13 protein-coding genes and 3 pseudogenes are annotated in these 15,697 nt (G+C 68.1%); 9 read left to right on the top strand and 7 right to left on the bottom strand.

Translation table 11 applies throughout. The features are described from left to right. Positions 1 to 44: 44 nt before the first annotated feature. Positions 45 to 890, top strand: a pseudogene (locus ACICHK_RS40010) (DUF6891 domain-containing protein); the annotation flags it as partial. 164 nt (positions 891 to 1,054) lie between these two features. On the opposite strand, the gene ACICHK_RS40005 reads toward ACICHK_RS40010, so the two are convergent. Next, positions 1,055 to 1,918, bottom strand: coding sequence for a hypothetical protein (locus ACICHK_RS40005; RefSeq protein WP_406840863.1), 864 nt, complete (start codon positions 1,916 to 1,918; stop codon positions 1,055 to 1,057). Between the two features lie 513 nt (positions 1,919 to 2,431). Between ACICHK_RS40005 and ACICHK_RS40000 the strand changes: the two genes are divergently transcribed. Next, positions 2,432 to 3,220, top strand: coding sequence for a class I SAM-dependent methyltransferase (locus ACICHK_RS40000; protein WP_406840862.1), 789 nt, complete (start codon positions 2,432 to 2,434; stop codon positions 3,218 to 3,220). 333 nt (positions 3,221 to 3,553) lie between these two features. Then, positions 3,554 to 3,922, top strand: a complete 369-nt coding sequence (locus tag ACICHK_RS39995) for a hypothetical protein (protein WP_406840861.1) — start codon at positions 3,554 to 3,556, stop codon at positions 3,920 to 3,922. Between the two features lie 9 nt (positions 3,923 to 3,931). On the opposite strand, the gene ACICHK_RS39990 is transcribed toward ACICHK_RS39995, so the two are convergent. From ACICHK_RS39990 to ACICHK_RS39980, 3 genes are all read right to left on the bottom strand, one after another. Further along, positions 3,932 to 4,809 (bottom strand): IS5 family transposase gene (locus ACICHK_RS39990; RefSeq protein WP_406840859.1). Its coding sequence is split into 2 segments (ribosomal slippage): positions 3,932 to 4,558 and positions 4,561 to 4,809, totalling 876 coding nucleotides; the frame shifts between segments, so codons are not numbered across the junction. 481 nt (positions 4,810 to 5,290) lie between these two features. Then, on the bottom strand, positions 5,291 to 6,235 hold the full coding sequence (locus ACICHK_RS39985) for a hypothetical protein (protein WP_406840858.1): 945 nt from the start codon (positions 6,233 to 6,235) through the stop codon (positions 5,291 to 5,293). Further along, the gene (locus tag ACICHK_RS39980) at positions 6,232 to 6,795 is read right to left on the bottom strand and encodes an RNA polymerase sigma factor (protein ID WP_406840856.1); all 564 of its coding nucleotides are present in this window, start codon (positions 6,793 to 6,795) and stop codon (positions 6,232 to 6,234) included. Before ACICHK_RS39980 ends, ACICHK_RS39985 begins: the two co-directional genes overlap by 4 nt. Positions 6,796 to 7,642: 847 nt before the next feature. On the opposite strand from ACICHK_RS39980, the gene ACICHK_RS39975 reads away from it, so the two are divergent. The 3 genes from ACICHK_RS39975 to ACICHK_RS39965 all read left to right on the top strand — a co-directional run bounded on the left by ACICHK_RS39975 (position 7,643) and on the right by ACICHK_RS39965 (position 9,579). Further along, on the top strand, positions 7,643 to 7,807 hold the full coding sequence (locus tag ACICHK_RS39975; protein WP_406840854.1) for a hypothetical protein: 165 nt from the start codon (positions 7,643 to 7,645) through the stop codon (positions 7,805 to 7,807). A 981-nt stretch (positions 7,808 to 8,788) separates the two neighbouring features. Next, positions 8,789 to 9,214: a transposase gene (locus ACICHK_RS39970; RefSeq protein WP_406840852.1), complete on the top strand. Its 426-nt coding sequence runs from the start codon at positions 8,789 to 8,791 to the stop codon at positions 9,212 to 9,214. After that, complete coding sequence (locus ACICHK_RS39965; RefSeq protein WP_406841452.1) at positions 9,214 to 9,579, top strand: transposase; 366 nt, start codon at positions 9,214 to 9,216, stop codon at positions 9,577 to 9,579. The genes ACICHK_RS39970 and ACICHK_RS39965 overlap by 1 nt, the downstream gene beginning before the upstream one ends. Here ACICHK_RS39965 and ACICHK_RS39960 read toward each other — a convergent pair. Together ACICHK_RS39960 and ACICHK_RS39955 are read right to left on the bottom strand one after the other, a co-directional pair. Then, positions 9,536 to 10,072, bottom strand: coding sequence for a hypothetical protein (locus tag ACICHK_RS39960; protein WP_406840850.1), 537 nt, complete (start codon positions 10,070 to 10,072; stop codon positions 9,536 to 9,538). The genes ACICHK_RS39965 and ACICHK_RS39960 overlap by 44 nt on opposite strands. A 220-nt stretch (positions 10,073 to 10,292) precedes the next feature. Then, positions 10,293 to 10,550: pseudogene (locus ACICHK_RS39955) on the bottom strand (IS982 family transposase); the annotation flags it as partial. A gap of 439 nt (positions 10,551 to 10,989) precedes the next feature. On the opposite strand from ACICHK_RS39955, the gene ACICHK_RS39950 reads away from it, so the two are divergent. From ACICHK_RS39950 to ACICHK_RS39940, 3 genes and pseudogenes are all read left to right on the top strand, one after another. Beyond that, the gene (locus ACICHK_RS39950) at positions 10,990 to 12,429 is read left to right on the top strand and encodes a hypothetical protein (protein ID WP_406841451.1); all 1,440 of its coding nucleotides are present in this window, start codon (positions 10,990 to 10,992) and stop codon (positions 12,427 to 12,429) included. 272 nt (positions 12,430 to 12,701) lie between these two features. Next, positions 12,702 to 13,001 (top strand): annotated as a pseudogene (locus tag ACICHK_RS39945) (transposase); the annotation flags it as partial. After that, entirely contained in the window at positions 12,983 to 13,564 is a 582-nt protein-coding gene (locus ACICHK_RS39940) for a hypothetical protein (RefSeq protein ID WP_406840848.1), read from the top strand. The pseudogene ACICHK_RS39945 and the gene ACICHK_RS39940, both read left to right, overlap by 19 nt. Before the next feature lie 388 nt (positions 13,565 to 13,952). Here the strand turns inward: ACICHK_RS39940 and ACICHK_RS39935 are convergent, their stop codons facing one another. Next, a complete protein-coding gene (locus tag ACICHK_RS39935) occupies positions 13,953 to 15,215 on the bottom strand; it encodes an acyl-CoA thioesterase/bile acid-CoA:amino acid N-acyltransferase family protein (protein ID WP_406840846.1) in 1,263 nt (420 codons plus the stop codon). Between the last annotated feature and the right edge of the window lie 482 nt (positions 15,216 to 15,697).

The raw sequence follows: 15,697 nt of genomic DNA, 5'->3' as shown, positions 1-15,697 counted from the left end.
ACCGGGCCGTCAGCCGAGTTGATGCCACGCCCCGAGATCCTGCGTTGGTTCGGCGGATCGGTGGTGATGGTGACCGATTCCTGGTGGTGCAGCGGATACCCGACCTGCCTGACGCTTTCGCCCAGGTCTGGCATGAGGCCGGTGGTGACTACACGCTGGAGTACCGGGACGGTGCCGCCGACCGGCATTTCCAGACGATGGTCGACGGGCCTGGAGCCGTGATCGCGGCGCTGACCGGCTGGGCCCGTCAGGAGGCCGGTTGGGAGGGGGGTCTGGCTTGGTCGCTGCTGGACATGGGTCCCGTCCGTGAGGTGCCGCCGCTCGACCTCGAGGAGGACGAGCGCGTGGAGTTGGAGAAGCGTGTCCGCGAGGTGCTGGTCGGTGGCTACGCTTCCCGCGCCGAGCTGGCCGAGCTTGCGGAGGAGTATCTGGTCACCGAGGACCGTCGGCCTGTTTCGCGTGGGCAGGCGCAGGCGCTGGCCGACCGGTTGTGGCTGGAGCGGGTCGCGGAACAAGCTGCTTGGCGGGGTGAGACCGACCCTGAGCGGCTCACCCGCGCGTTCACCGCTCTGCAGAAGGCCGGGCTCACGGCCCGCGAGAACTTCGCCTGCTGCCGCAGCTGCGGCCAGTCCGAGATCGGCGGCGAAGGCGGGGTCGACGCTCGTGGCTTTGTCTACTTCCACACCCAGTGCACGGACTCCGCCGCAGCCGGCGACGGGCTGATGCTTCTCTACGGGGGCTTCGACGGCTCGTCCGAGACCACTGCAGCCATCGGTCACGAGATCGTGGCGGCCCTCGAAACAGTCGGCCTCCACGCCGAGTGGGACGGGGACCCCGACCGGGCCGTCACCATCACTCCCTTGGACTGGCGCCGCCGCCTGGTCGGTTAGGGATCTGTGACCGTGCACGCCGGTTGACCCGGATGGACAACTGTGATGATCAGAATCGGCCCGACGGTGACGCCCAGCGCGAGCTTGCCCACGTGCTCGTGTCGAGCATGGGACCCGCGCCTCGGTCGCGGGTCCCATCGAAATGATCTTTCCAGTGCCGGGTGTCAACTGTTGAGGTCGAACACGCCCCACGCGGTGAACGGCTCGGCCTGGACGTAGATCCTGCTCCCCCTGCCGACGAGCCGTCGGCGGCCAGGAGCAGAGCCATCGGGCAGGGTGAGCAGGCCGGTGTCCGTCGGCTCGACGGATGTTTGGGTGAGTTCTGCATGGACGAGTCGGTCGCGCTCCTCGCCGTAGCCGCCGTAGAAAGCCACCCGACCACCATGAACGGCCACCGCATGGGCACCCCGTACGCGGTTCGCCCGCACCCTCACGGGCCGGTTGGGGCGGTTGGGGCGGATCTCGACGAGCGGGAAGTCCGTGTACGGGCACGCCCAGGCGACGGTGCCCGACACGTTCAGGGCATAGCAGTCGAACAGACCGGGGATGGCGGCGCCGTCGGAGGTCCAGGCGAGCCAGCCCGAGGCGCTCCAGCGGCGGATGCCAATCGGATTCTCGTCGAAGTGTCCGACCCAGATATGGCCGGTCTCGTCCACGAGCAGGTGCTCGATGGCGTCCCCGACAAAGAAGGACGAGGTCTCGCGGCCGAGCGCGTCGAAGACCTGGACCTGGTTCGCGTCCTCGTACTGGCGGGCGCGAGACGCGGCGACGACGAACCCGCCGTCGGGCAGGCGGTCCAGGTGCGGCCAGCGGGCCCGCACGGCGCTCAGCTCGGTGCGTTCGACGTCGCCGCTCGGATGGACGGAGACGACCAGGGCGTCGAAGGGACGGACATCGCCGGGCTGCGGAGCGCGTTCGGCAAGCAGCCAGTGGGCGGCGCCGAAGACATCGACGGTACTGGTCAGGACGTGGCGGTCGTGGTGCGCTCGAGGGAGGTGGGCGTAGGAAATGAGGGCGGACTTGTGCATGGGCGGGCTCTCCAGGGTGGGCGATCACGGTCATCGGGCGCTGCGCTGAGCGGCGGTCGGTGGCGCGCGAGCCGTGGAGAGAGGAGCGGGGCGCCTAGAGGGCATGGCCCTTTCTGGTCGTCATGAGGCGATCATCGTCGACGTCTGATCTCATGACAAACTTTTTGGCGCGACGCCCCATTACTCGAATGCCTTGCGAGCATGGATCTGACCGCATGCGCGGCACCACCGAGACCATCCCCCTCTGGAGGGTGCGTCGAGCTGGGCGTTCGACCTGCCGGACGGCGCCCGACTTGGCGGATCTGAGCGCGTTGTTGGCCTCCAGGCGGTGGCCCTGGAGTCGATCTCCAGGGCCAGGCATGTGGCGTGCTTCGTCAGTACCGGCCCCCGAGGCCCACACGACATAACGGTGGTCGTAGCGCTCAAGGCGAACGGCTCGCTGGATCTTCAAGACCGTGAGGACGATCGGGAGCGGCCAGGAACCGAACTGATGCAGCACACGTCTTCCGCACCATGATCTCTGACGAGGACCAAGAGCACGCGAGCTCCACCGGGCTCACCTCACCGTCCGCGGTGACCGCGGATCCGCCGAAGGTCAACGACTACAACAGCTTCGCCGAGGCGTACACGGCCGAAAACGAGACCAACCTCATCAATGCCCACTACGAGCGGCCCGCGATGCTGGCCCTCGCCGGGGACGTAGTCGGCCGGCGGATCCTCGACGCCGGTTGCGGCTCCGGGCCCCTGTCCGCGGCATTACGCGACCGTGGTGCCTTGGTGAGCGGCTTCGACGCGAGTTCCGGGATGCTGGAGCTGGCCCGCCGGCGGCTCGGCGACGGTACGGACCTGCAGGTGGCCGACCTGGGCAGCCCGCTTCCCTACGCCGACGACACGTTCGACGATGTAGTCGCGTCCTTGGTTCTGCACTACCTGGAGGACTGGGGGCCGGCGCTGGCCGAGCTGCGACGCGTACTCAAACCTGGCGGTCGGCTGATCGCCTCTGTCGACCATCCCTTTGCCATCAACCTCATGCATCGCCAGGCCGGCCGCGAGGCCGACTACAACTATTTCGACACCACCAACTGGACCGAAGAGTGGACCATGGGCGGCCAGACCGCGACGATGAGTATCTGGCACAGGCCGCTGCACGCGATGATCGAGGCGTTCACCGGTGCCGGTTTCCGGATAACGGGCATCAGCGAGCCAGAGCCTGATCCAGCCGCTCGCGAGCTGTTCCCCGAAGTCGTCGCAGTCAAGCCGCGCTTCCTGTGCTTCCTGTTCTTCGTCCTGCAGGCCGACTAGGGCGTGTATCGAAAGTGGCTGGTAGCGGCCTGTGGGGCATGTTCGAGAATCCGGTGCAACTGCTCGCATCGCGGATCTGTGATGCTGTCCGTCATGGATTCCGAGCCGCACACTGGTCTCGCTCGTCACCATGACCCGGGAGGCTGGTTGGCTCGATTCGCGGGTCGGATGCTTGTGGTCTGTCCGCGATGCGGGGGCCGCGCTCTCGTGATCCCCCAGCCTGGCCTTCCTGATCCCAGATACTTCAGCGAGCTCCTTTTCCAGCCGCGTCGACTGGCCTGTGGAGGATGTGGTGCAGTCGCCGACTGGAAGCCTGAGGCGCAGGGGGCTGGGTTGGTCGGCGCGGTGCTGGGTGGTAGTGAGGATCCGTTCTTCCAGCAGCCTCTGTGGCTGCAGACCCGTTGCACCGGTCACATCTTGTGGGCCTACAACGAGGAGCATGTCGACGAGCTGTCCGCCTATGTCGGGGCGCGATTGCGAGAGCGTGGCGGAGTCCGGCCGACAATGTCGATGTTCGCTCGGCTGCCGGCCTGGATGAAGGCGTCGGACAATCGCGCGGAGGTGCTGGCCGGCCTGGAGACGCTGCGGGCGCTGGCCGAACGAATGGCACCTGCCAACCGCTCCGATGCCGCGCACGGGCGCGGTGACCGTCCCCGAGCGCACAGGAGTATGTACTTCCGCGGCGGCCCTTATGAGTCTTGAAGGACCTGGTCACAGCCATTCGTTGATGGTTGCGATGAGGACGGTTGCCTCGTAGCGGACCGCGAGCTTGTCATATCGCGTGGCGACCGCCCGGTGCCTCTTGAGGCGGTTGATCCCGCACTCGACCGCGTGGCGCTCGCGGTAGTCGACCGGGTCGAAGTAAGGCGGCCGACCGCCGTGGGAGCCGAGCTTCCGGCGGTTGCGCGCCTGCTCGGCCTTGTGCGGGATGGTGCAGCGGATCCCACGGTGGCGCAGATAGGAACGGTTTCTGCGGGAGGCGTACGCCTTGTCAGCACGCACCCGATCGGGGCGGACGCGTGGCCTGTCCGGCCCGATGCGGGGCACACGGACCTTCTCCAGCACGGGTTCAAGCTGCGGTGAATCCCCGCGCTGCCCGGCCGTGACCACGATTGACATGGGCTTTTGACCTTGCTCGACAGCCAGGTGCAGTTTGGTCGTGAACCCGCCGCGCGAGCGTCCCAGCCCGTGGTCTCCAAGCTCGGTGAACACACCGCCCGGCGGCTCTTTCTGCAGGTCGCCCCGCTTGCGAGCCCCGGTCGCATGCTGGTGGGCACGGCAGACCGTGGAGTCGACGCTCAGGTCCCAGACGATCGCGCCCTTCACGTCTCGGCCAGCGACTGGAGCCAGGTGAGGATCCGGTGCCAGGTGCCGTTCCGTTGCCACCGGCGGAACAGGTCATAGATCCGGTTCCACGGCCCGTACCCGATGGGGACGTCCCGCCACGGGGCACCGGTCCGGACTCGGAACCGTATGCCGTCGATCAGCCGCCGCCGAGACCAGACGGGCGGCCGCCCCGCCTTCATCCCTCTCGGCAGCAACGGCTCCAGCACCACCCACTGCTCGTCCGTGAGATCTCCCCGACCCATGAGCCGTGATCATTCACAGCCCAAGATCCACTTTCGATACACGCCCTGGCGTGAGGTAGCTGAGCGTGGAACACCGAAGGCATCGGTTGCAGGACGGCAACCAGCAGAAAAGTCTCGTTCCAGTCGGTGCCGTCGAGACCCAGCGCCTTCGATGGAGCAACGCGCGCTCAAGTCCCTGGAAGAACGACTCGGCGAGGGCATTGACGCTCCTGCAGTTGTCAACTTTCCACAGAGGTTGTCCATTCCGGACATCCTTCCCTGAACCACCAAGATCCATTGTCAAGGCGTCCACTCCAGCCGACGATCCACTGGTCGATCTCGGTGGCAGGTTGTCCCACGTCCCCTTGTCGTCCGGACGCGGGGCACGGATCGATACCACCGCATGATCGTGGAGCAGCCACGATCGGGGACGTCCTCCGGAAAGGTGAGGTCGAGGCGGGAACCGCCGGTAGCCTGCCCCGCGGTTCCCGTTGACCATGGCTCAGCTCAGGCTGTCGGCCGGGCCGGCGTACAGATACGTGTCCCGTTCGGTGACGTGGTCCGCGTCGTCGTCCCGCACGTGGGAGATCTCGAGGAGCTGCCCGTCGGACGGCCGCACGATCCACTTCGGATCGTGCGGGCTGTGTGCGAAGTTCTTGGACCACTTCCAGGAGATTTCGGTGCCGCTCCGGCCGGCTCCGTCCTTCACCCGTTCCGTCACCTCGGCGCCAGGCGTGTCCGCCAGAACGCGGTAGAGCGCGGCACGCAGGCGCGGAGAGGCAGGTGAGCCGGTCAACAGCTCGCCCGACTGCCGGACGGTCTGCTCGGCGGCGGATGCTCCCTGTGCGCCCGCCGACAGGAGACGACGCAGTGCGTCCGGTCGGGTGGGGAGCTTGTCGAGGTTGTCCCAGCTCACCTGCCGGTTGCCGACACTCCAGCTCGTGCCACCCCGCGGACCCTTCTTGGTGACGGTTCGGCCGTTCTGGGTCTTGATCACGAGCACATTGCGGCTCAGGTAGTACTCGTCGGTGTGGGTCCTGTCGCCTTCTACCCAGGTCTTGACCGTGGTCTTCCAGTACGGGGTGTTCCGCTGGGTCCCGGAAGCGGCCCTGTCGGCCATGGAGTTGAAGAGATCGGCCGCTGAGACACTGGCTGCTGGCTCACTGCCGATACCGACCACCGGGAGGATGGCCGCACCCGCAGCGACGGCTGCGACTGCGGCAGCGCAGGCGATGAGTCGGCGCCTGCCGAAGCGGGGCGTCACCACAATGGCGGTGGCGGGAGTGGCGGGTACGGCATGCTCGGTGTCCGCCGCCATCGCCTGGCGCAGAAGAGCATGGGCCGCCGTGAGCACCGTCGGGTCCGGTGGTTCGGTCCGGCCGGCGTTCTTGAGGGCAGTGGCGCCCGGGAAGTCGAGTACGTAGGTGTCCTGCTCCTCGTGCGTCATGCGAAGTCTCCCGTCAAATTCGTGAGGGTGGTCCCGGTCAGCGCGACACGAAGTCGGGTGCGGGCCCGGTGAAGGCGAGAGCGGGCGGTGCCGGCGGGGATGCCGACGACGGCCGCGGCCTCGGTCGGCGTCAGTTGCTCCCAGGCGACGAGCAGGAGCAACTCGCGCTCCGACTCGGGAAGCCGGGCGAGCCCCTCGCGCAGCTCGGGCCCCATTGCGGAAGCGTCCAGTCGCTGGTCGACAGCCCGCCACGGGTCGCCCTCCGGGATCTCCGACGCCGCCTGCGAAGCGTCCGTCGCCCGGGACACGGTCTGCCAGTGACGGGCCAGTACGTTCCTGGCGACGCCGAACAGCCAGCCTCTGGCGGGACCCCGTGCGGCGTCGTAGGTGTGGCGGGTGGCATAGGCCTGCAGCCACACCTCGGAAAGCAGGTCGTCGGCCGCTGTCGGTGCACGGCGTACGAGATAGCCGTGCAGGGCGACGGAATGCCGATCGACCAGGGGCTCGAATGCCGCGGGCTCGCTTGCGGCGCGAATCAGCAGATCCTCGTCCGGGTCCATGGAATCTCCTGTCCGAGGCCGCCAGGGTGGCGGTCTCATCCCGTACTTGCACAGAAGCGGCGCAAGCGTTCGCACGACCACACGATGGCGGGTCGGGCCGTGCGGCCCAAGAGTTCGCATGCGACCGGCCGCACGGGGTGCCAGGCGAGAAGCCGTCCGGCTCCAAGACACCGACAGCGACCCCGCGCAGACCGATGAGCCGTCACTGGACATGGACAAAGCAGAAACGGATCCTCCCAGCTCATCCACCTCAGCCTTGCCGAGATCCGATGACTGATCCCCCCCCCGCACGCGCGGGGATGGTCCCGGCGGTGCGGCATGAGCGACTCGATCATCGTCCTGCTCCCCGCACGCGCGGGAATGGCCCCTCTGAACGCTGACATTCCCTGGGACGAGTTCGCTGCTCCCCTCACGCGCGGGGATGGCCCCGCGGTCACCGCGTCCACGCGGCTCTCGTACTCCTACTCCTCGCGCCTACAGAGACGGCCCCTTCTGGTCACCGAGCCGAAGGCTGACGATCTCCTGCTCCCCGCACGTGCGGGGATGCCCCCTGCAGGTCGAGCACGGGCCGAGGTGCTGCTCCCGCACCCGCGGGGATGGTCCCGCCGAGGACTGTCCACCGACCTGCGAAAACCTGGCGGCCGCTGCCCGGGTCATCAATATCGACGCCGTGTCCGTGCTCAACGCACTCGAGTGCTGTCTCCCGGACCTGGGCGTACGGCGACAGGGCCTCATCTACGCCATCGGGGGCGCAGCGGCAAGTCGGCCCGGACGGCGGATGCGCCAGCACCGAGCAGCGCGTCACCGTGGGCCTGGTGAACTGCAAGTGCCCCGACGACGAGACGTCGTGAGGATCAGCCAGCTCGTCGAGGAGCTCCGTAGGGTTCAGGCCGAGCATTGTGACCTGGACGTCGAGGCCTACCGCTACGGCGACATCACGCCCGCGCCGGTCAACACCTCGACCGTGCGCACGCCGAAGACCGGCCCACCGTTCGTACTGGTCGAAGCCTGAAAGGGGGCCGCGATGCCCGTTGCGGTGACGATCACCCCCGGAGCCCTGCAACGGCTCCTCCGCCTCCGCGGCGGCCGGGCCCCCGCAAGCTCGCCGAGCGCATGGAGCGCGTCGCCATGTACGTGCAAGCCGAGGCGCCGGGGCGGATGGGCGCCTACGTGTCGTGGCGGGTCGACAAAGGCCCGAAGGGGCTGACTGGGGTTGTCTCCTGCAGTCACCCCCGCAGTCTTCTACGTCCTCAAAGGGACCCGGCTGCACCTCATCCGGCTGCGGCGTGCGAAGGCCCTGCACTTCTACGTCGAGGGGACCGAGGTCTTCAGCAAGCTCGTCCGCCATCCAGGCACGAAGCCGAACCCGTTCCTCACCCTCGACAACATCCTTCGGGCAACGACCAGTCGCGAGAAACGGCGAACGACGCCCGCCAAACGCTCGTACATCACTGAAACCTGGGAAGCGCTCCTTCAGGGAGCCGCGGTTCTTCTTGTGATGCTGGTGACAGTCTTGATGTGCCAGCACAAAAGCAGTCCTGAGGACCGCTGCCGGTCGGCAGCCTGCCTATCCAGAATCGGCGGAGACGGCCCCGCAACAGCGGATCACTGTGACGACGGAGGCTGGTGCGGTGAGGCACCTGACCCGGACTGGGACGGCGGAACGGCTCCGTCCCCATCGCCGGGGCCTTGGCCGAAGGGGCTGCCGAAAGCGTCTGCCCACCTAAGTAGCTGTTGCTGTTCCGATCTTGAGGGGTGTGCGTCGAACGGGAGTCTCGATCGGGTGGTTGCCGCTGGCTGCGGGCATGAGGGCAGGGCCTCTTGGTAGCTCGGGGTTGCGAAGCCAACCGAGACCCAGGAGACCCTGTTGTTGCAGTTGTATGCGCTCGCGTCGGTGGAGTTCAACTCGGCTGCACCGACGTGTGATTGTGTCGCTCACCGGTTCGGGAATGCGGCCGATCACCCGGAACGTGTTCGGAGGTATCCCTCGGACATGACGGACGCGGAGTGGGCCGTGGTCCGGCCGCTGCTGCCGGTGCCGGCCTGGCTGCGTGGCCGGGGCGGGCAGCCGGAGGCGTACTGCCACCGGGCGATACTCGATGCGATCCGCTACCTGCTCGACAACGGCATCAAGTGGCGGGCGATGCCGGTCGACTTCCCGCCGTGGGACCGGGTGTATGCGTTCTTCCGCCGCTGGCGCGACCACCTGCTGGTCAAGGAGTTCCACGACCGGCTGCGAGCCGGGGTCCGCGAGAAACTGGGCCGCGACGTGGAGCCGACGGCCGGGGTGATCGACTCGCAGTCCGTCGAGGCGGACGCCGTCGTCGGCTCCGACAGCCGTGGCTTCGACGGCGGCAAGCTGATCAACGGGCGCAAGCGGCACGTCGTGGTCGACACCCTCGGCCGCTGCTGGGCGTGATGGTCACCGCCGCGGACACCGGCGACCGTGCCGCCGCCCAGGTGCTGCTGCGGCAAGTCGCCGACACACGCCATCAGCTGGAGCTGGTCTGGGCCGACGGCGGCTACACCGGCAGCCTCGTCGCCCACTGCCTGGCCACGTTCGCGCTGGTCCTGGCAATCGTCAAACGCAGCGACGACATGTGCGGCTTCGTGGTCCTGCCCAAGCGGTGGATCGTCGAGCGTCTCTTCGCCCACCTGATGCGCACCCGGTGCCTGGCACGTGACTACGAGCGCCGCACCACCAGTGCCGAAGCGATGATCTATTGGTCAATGATCCTGCTCATGACCCGCCGGCTGGCCCGGCCACACCCGCAGCGGGCGTGAACCGGCCCGGCTGCCGCTCGGCCAGCCAACCGCGCGCGACCAGGCGTTTCGCCTTCGACCGCAGTGCCTCCACCCGAGTCGGCACCACGTCCATGCCGAATGCCGCAGCCATCTCCTGGCAGGTCAGCGGCCCTTGGCCGAGCCGAGCCCGGTCCGTGAGCGCCTGCACAATGCGCTGGTAGTCCACCGACAGCACCGACCAGGCCAGCCCCTCACGCCACACCGGCACCTGCGACTTGGACTTCGCCGCCTGCCCGGGCGCCGAGCACGTGTCCGCGTCCTGCGGACCGGGGGCGGCCTCTTGACCAACGGTGTTACCGTCGCCCGGAGCCAGGACGGTGCCCACCCGCCTGCGGGCGATCACCCACTCCTGCCATTCCTGCTCGGCCGCGGCCAGTTCGGCCTGGACGCGATCGGCTTCCTCACGCAACCCGTCGACTCGACGGCGAGCAGCGAGTTCGTGCTGTTCCAGCAGCCCGACGACCGATGGCATCTGCAACCTCCCAGGAGCGACGACACGACACGCCACCACTCCCACCGAATCACCCGCCCTACGCCTGAACAGCAGAAACGTCGCCTTCAGATTCGGAACGACAACAGCTACTGAGGCCCGCCCGCGCGATGTTGCCGGACGTCACCGCACATCCAACCGTCACGACCACCAACCTGGCGAACCTACGCGGTCACAGCACTAGATGATCAATTCCAAGGGGTCAGTGGTCGTACGTTTTCAGCGAGCGGAGGGCGTCCTGTCCGGTGGCATCGTTGTGCCAGATCACGGCGGCCAAGGCGAGGATGCGCTGAAGTATGCGGGTGATGACACCGCGGGGTGTGCGTCCTCGGTGTTGTTCGAGGTTGAGGTGTCCCTTGAACGTTTCGTTGACCGATTCGATGACTTGTCGCAGCGGTTTGAACAGCGATCCTCCGGGCCGCTGCTGTTCGCCCTTGCGGGTCAGCCGTAGTAAGACGATGGTCGCCGCCGAGTCCTACCCCAACCCCCGCGAGGTCACGGCGAACGGCGCACTCGGGCTGCTGACGGCCGCGTACGAGGGCTGGGAGCCGCGGAGCGAGGTCCTTCAGTAACGGCAGGGTGATTCCGCGGAGTCGGCGGGCGGCGGGCAGCAGGCGGCGGACGGTTTGCAGCCGGGCGACAGACGACGGGGCGGCACGGCCGGGGGCCGGTCGGTCCGCCCTATCCGCGTCCGCTGATGCCACATCATGTCCGTTTACAGCCAGGTTGGTTGAGCGATCGACGACTCTTCGGGGCGTTCCGGGCGGGCGTGGCACACATCACCCCGGCGGGTGCCGAAACGCGAGGCGGGGCTTCACGGGTTCATGACACCCTCACCTCTGGTTACCCGTTGGTAATCCCGAGTCACCCCCCACCCCCCTCAAGGACTGAACTTGCGTATCCGCAAGCGGGCCTCGCGGGCCGTCGTGCCCGCGCTCGCCGCATCCGCCCTCTTCCTCGCCGCCGGCTGCTCCGCCAGTCCCGCGGAGCCGTCCTCCCGTGCCGACCACGCACGTCCCGCCGCGGCCTCGGCCTCCGCCGTCCAGGACGCCGGGCGGCCGCTCGCCGTCGCCGCGGCCCCCGAGGCGGCGGCCACCTCGACCGCTGTCGCCCGTCCGGGTGAGCCGGGCGGCCAGGCACATCGGGCCGCCCTCAAGGTGGCGTCGTACGACAGCAAGACCCAAAGAGCCGTCATATCCCGTGTGGGCCACGGTGGTTCGGGCGGAAAGGGGACGCAGCCCCCGTCCCCGTCCGCCGGGGCCTCGGCCGAGCCGCACGGCACGGCCGTCGGCGACGTCATCGCCAGTGCCCCGGCGCCCGGCGCCCCCGACGGCCTCCTCGCCCGGGTGACCGACGTGATCGGCGAGAGCGGTGAGGGTACCGAGGTGCAGACCGCGCCGACGACTCTGGACACGCTGCTCGGTGACGACGACGCCAAGGGCTCCGTCCCCGTCGACCCGGCGTCCTTCGACATCGAGAAACTGCTGCCGGACGTGCGGGTCTCGTGGGCGAAGGCCGGAGACGTCCACGTCGGTCCCGAGGGGGCGAAGGTTCCGCTCGGCAGCCTGCGCATCGACGTCGGCGCGAAGGTGGCCGCGGCGCCCGGGGCGCCTGCCTCGGCGTCGGCGTCCGTCTCCGGATTCGTGCAGGTCGCGCCGGATGTCGACTTCTCCTACGGCGGTGGCGCGGCCGACTCGGGGCCCGGCACCGCCTACCTCGGTGTCTCCGGCGACTGGGACGCACAGTGGGCGGTGAGGGGGCGCGCCGCCGCCTCCGCGCAGCCCCGGCGGGTGCCGTTCGCGAAGCTGCACGCCGACCCCGTCCTCCAGGTCGGCCCGATCCCCGTCGTGGTGAACCTCGATCTGACCTGCTACTTCCAGATCGGCGCCGACGGAGTCGTCACGCTCGACGTGGAACAGCATCTCAAGGGTGACTTCAAGGCCGGAGGTGCCTTCGGTCCCGCCCGGGGGTGGACGCCGGTCGACGAGTCGCACATGACGAGCAGTCCGGTGCGTACCTCCGTCAGTGCGGCGGGACGGGTGAAGGCGGCCCTCGGCGCGGAGGCCAGTGTCGGCCTCTACGGCGCCGTCGGTGTCACCGCCGACCTGGCCCCCTACCTGCGGGGCGAGGCCACGGGCTCGGCCGGCACCACGACCACGACGGGATCCGCGGTGAAGACGGAGGCCACCGCCACGGGCGCCTGGGCTCTCTACGGCGGTGTCGATCTGACCGGCACCCTGCGGATGCAACTGTCCGTCTTCGGCACGCCCGTGTTCCAACGCGCCATTCCGCTGGGCGCGTTGAACCGTGAGTGGAAGCTCGAAGACGGTCACGTGTAGTTCCGGCGCCCGTGCCCGTCGGTAGCGGGCGGTCATCTCCCGTGCCCCCGGCAACTTGCCCGACGGGCACGGGAGATGACTCTCGGTGGGAGACCGGTGCGCCGACGGCGGGCTCATGTCGGCTCCTCGCCAGCAGCAGGGCCTGGGCGTACGGCAGACCCAGGGATGCCGCCACGGACGTCAGCCCGGGTTGGCCCACGTCGCGGCCGTCCAGCTCGATACGGCCGCAGGCGCAGGGGGCCATCCGCTCCAGCAGCGCGAAGTGCCGTCCCTTCGCCCACATGCTCACCGAACGCCTCCCACAGTGGCCCGACGCCGTCCGCCAGAACGGCCTTCCCACCCTGCACGCTCTCGCGGCGGGCATCGACCGAGACCGTGACGCGGTCGTCGCCGGACCCACCCTGCCCTGGAACTCCGGTGTCGTCGAAGGACACGTCAACCGGATCAAGATGCTCAAGCGCCAGATGTTCGGCCGCGCCGGCTTCGCACTGCTCCGCAAGCGGGTCCTGTCGGCTCACCGATCGATGTCAGATGCGCACGATAGCTTCCCGGCATGGGTGTGTATCTGGTGAGCGTCGGCGCGGAGGAATGGTTCGATGACGAGGAAGACGGGTGGGGCGAAGATGCTTCAGCGATCAACGCCGAACTCAGGCGGCGCGGCCTGCCGCCCTACGAGGACGTCCCCTCGGAGACGGACTTCGCACCCGGCTCGGGGCAAGCCTTCGAGGAGAAGCTGAGCCCCTCCATGACCGGGTTCCTCGCCTTGTGCCGGACGCACCTGTCACAAGAGGAATCCGACATCCTCTGCGGCTGGACCGTACTCGTGCCCATCTCACTCGATGAGGAGATCTGGCTGCCCATCGAGTCCGACGACCACGAGTCCATGGTCGTCGGCGCTCCCCAGGTACTACCACTCGCCGAGAAGCTGGCGGCAGCCATCGATCTGCCGGCCGAAACCCCGGCGACATGCGACAACCTCGACCTGAGCATGTGGTTCAGACACCAGGCAAAGGAACTGGCCGCAACACGAACAGGACCGTGGACCAAGGACCTGGACACAGCCTTCTACGTCGCACTGTTCCTGCGCGCTGCCCAGCACTCGATCCGACGCGGCTGCCCCATCGTCTACACCTGAGACCCATCTTCGGCCCCTCTGGCCTTCCCGCGGAAGTTGCTCACCGCGCACGCGTCACGGAAAGCGAGCCAGAACCCGTTCTCGTGGGCAAAGCCACCCTGGGGTCATCCGTCTTTCACGACGGGTCGAAAAGCAGCCGCGGCACCAACCAAAGTGTCCAGGAACACCCCCGAACGCGGCTGGCAGCCTTGCCGGCCGCACTCGAGGAGCTGCACTGGTCCAGCCGGTGGCACTGCGGCCGGGACTTTTGCAGGGACTCCGGGCGATCGAATCCGGTGCCCTTTGCCGAACATCCCGAAGCTGTCCTGGCAAGGATCGGGGCATTGACGAAACTCGTGAACACAACCCGGCTGGGGATCAAGAGTCAAGGCCCACCAACTGCTGTAGTTCACGGTTTGAGGAGTTGGAGCACGTGTGGCCAACTGTCCGCCTTCGCTCGGGCGTTCGCTGTGCGGGTTCCGCCCATACAGCTGCCTCCGGCTTCAGGAAGGTAGGGGAAGTCCGCCACGGCGTGCCCGGCCTTCGGATAGAGCAGGGCCTTGTGCTTGTGTCCGGTTGCGTTGCGTTCCTGTGCGATCGATTCGGCGGACGAGAGCGAGCCCCACACCGGATCGTCGCCGCCGGCGATGGCCAGCACGGTGCCTCGCACATGGTCGAGTGGAATGGGGATGAGCTGCAGGCCCTTGCCGTTCTTGGTCCATGCGGCCTGCCCTCGTCCGCAACTGGAGCAGCCGCGGTAATAGGCTCTGTTGGTGTTGCGGCTAGGCATGTAGACCACGGCATCGCGGATGAGGTCCGGATAGTACTGGGCCATCAGCTGGGCTGCTTCGGAGCCGCGGGAGCCACCGATCACCACGAGACGCCGAGCATCGGCCTGCGGCTGGTCACGCACGAGCCGGGCGGCGGTGGCAAGGTACTCCAGCGAGATGGCGGCGAGGTTCTTGGGCCGTCCCTGGCAGCCGAAGTAACACAGGGCCAGGACGGGGTGGCCGCGGGAGGCCAGCAGGGCCGCTGTGAGCGGGGAGCCGAGGCCGCCCTCCGACCCCCCCAGGAGCAGGACCGGCGCACGCCGGGGCCCGTGCGAGGGAGGTAGGAAGAGTTCTCCGCGCAGCTTGTCGTGGGCCACGGTGAGTTCCTTGCGGTGCACTCCGCTAATGGCCCATGTGCGGGTGAGTTGTCGCTCCGCGATGGTGTGGCTGCCTGCCTGGACCGTGAGGCGTACCTGGTAGGAGGTCGCCTCTTGCGGGTCGTTCGTGCGGAACCAGCTCTTGCCGGAGTCCCCCTTGGCGGGGGTCATGGACCAGAACAGACCCATGCCGTCGGCTCCCCGATAGGTCCCTGTCTTAGGTTCGGCATGATCCAGATCTACGACGCCCTTGTCGTCGGCGTTAAGGACGGCGCGTCCCGTCCAGGTCATACTGTCGGCGTCGGTGGCGCGTGCTGTGACGGTGATTTCCTCGCCGGCGGCGAGCCCGCTGATCCGAATCTGCACCGGCTCGTCCGCCAGGCCGACCGGCTTGTCCAGGTGAAGGGTGGCCGCCCGGCTGTGTGTGACGTCCGGTTCATGGCCTGCAAAGCAGCCTGCGGTGGCCAACAGGATCAAAGCTAATGCTGCCGCGTAGGTCGCGGTTCGTCTTCTCGCCCTCTGCATGAGCGCAGTGTGATCGTCCGACGTCTTCGCAGGGAAGGGGGGAGAAAAGCGCAGTGGGCCTCCGAGGTCAGGTCCCTACGGCATCCTGAGCCCGGGCAGCCTTGGTGGTAGCAAGCCGGCAGGAACCGATGCCGGTCTCGATGGCCCGACAGCGAGCAACAGAGCCGTGCCGCTGGCGCGGCCTGGTCATCGCACGGCGGGCGGGTCCCCCCAGGGCGGTTTCAAAGTCTTTTCGATCAACGATCCGTGCTGGTCACGGTATCGTGGCGAGGGGGTGGCGGGCCGTCACGCACACAAGGAAGCTCCGGTCGATGCCGGTGACCTACCAAGTCGCCGGCATCGACCGGAGCTTCGACGTGTCGTCAGTCCGCCACGGTGTTTCTGGTCAAGTCGGCCTCGCGTCGGCATCGTGCGGTCGGCGACCAGCCATCGGGACTGGCGAATGTGCGGGGCCCGGTCCTTCTCGGCGATCGGACAGCGGG

This window comes from Streptomyces sp. AHU1 (assembly GCF_045343905.1).
GTDB classification, from domain to species: Bacteria; Actinomycetota; Actinomycetes; order Streptomycetales; family Streptomycetaceae; genus Streptomyces; species Streptomyces triticiradicis.
The sequence above is the reverse complement of the archived record's forward strand: the minus strand, read 5'-3'. Positions and strand labels throughout refer to the sequence as shown.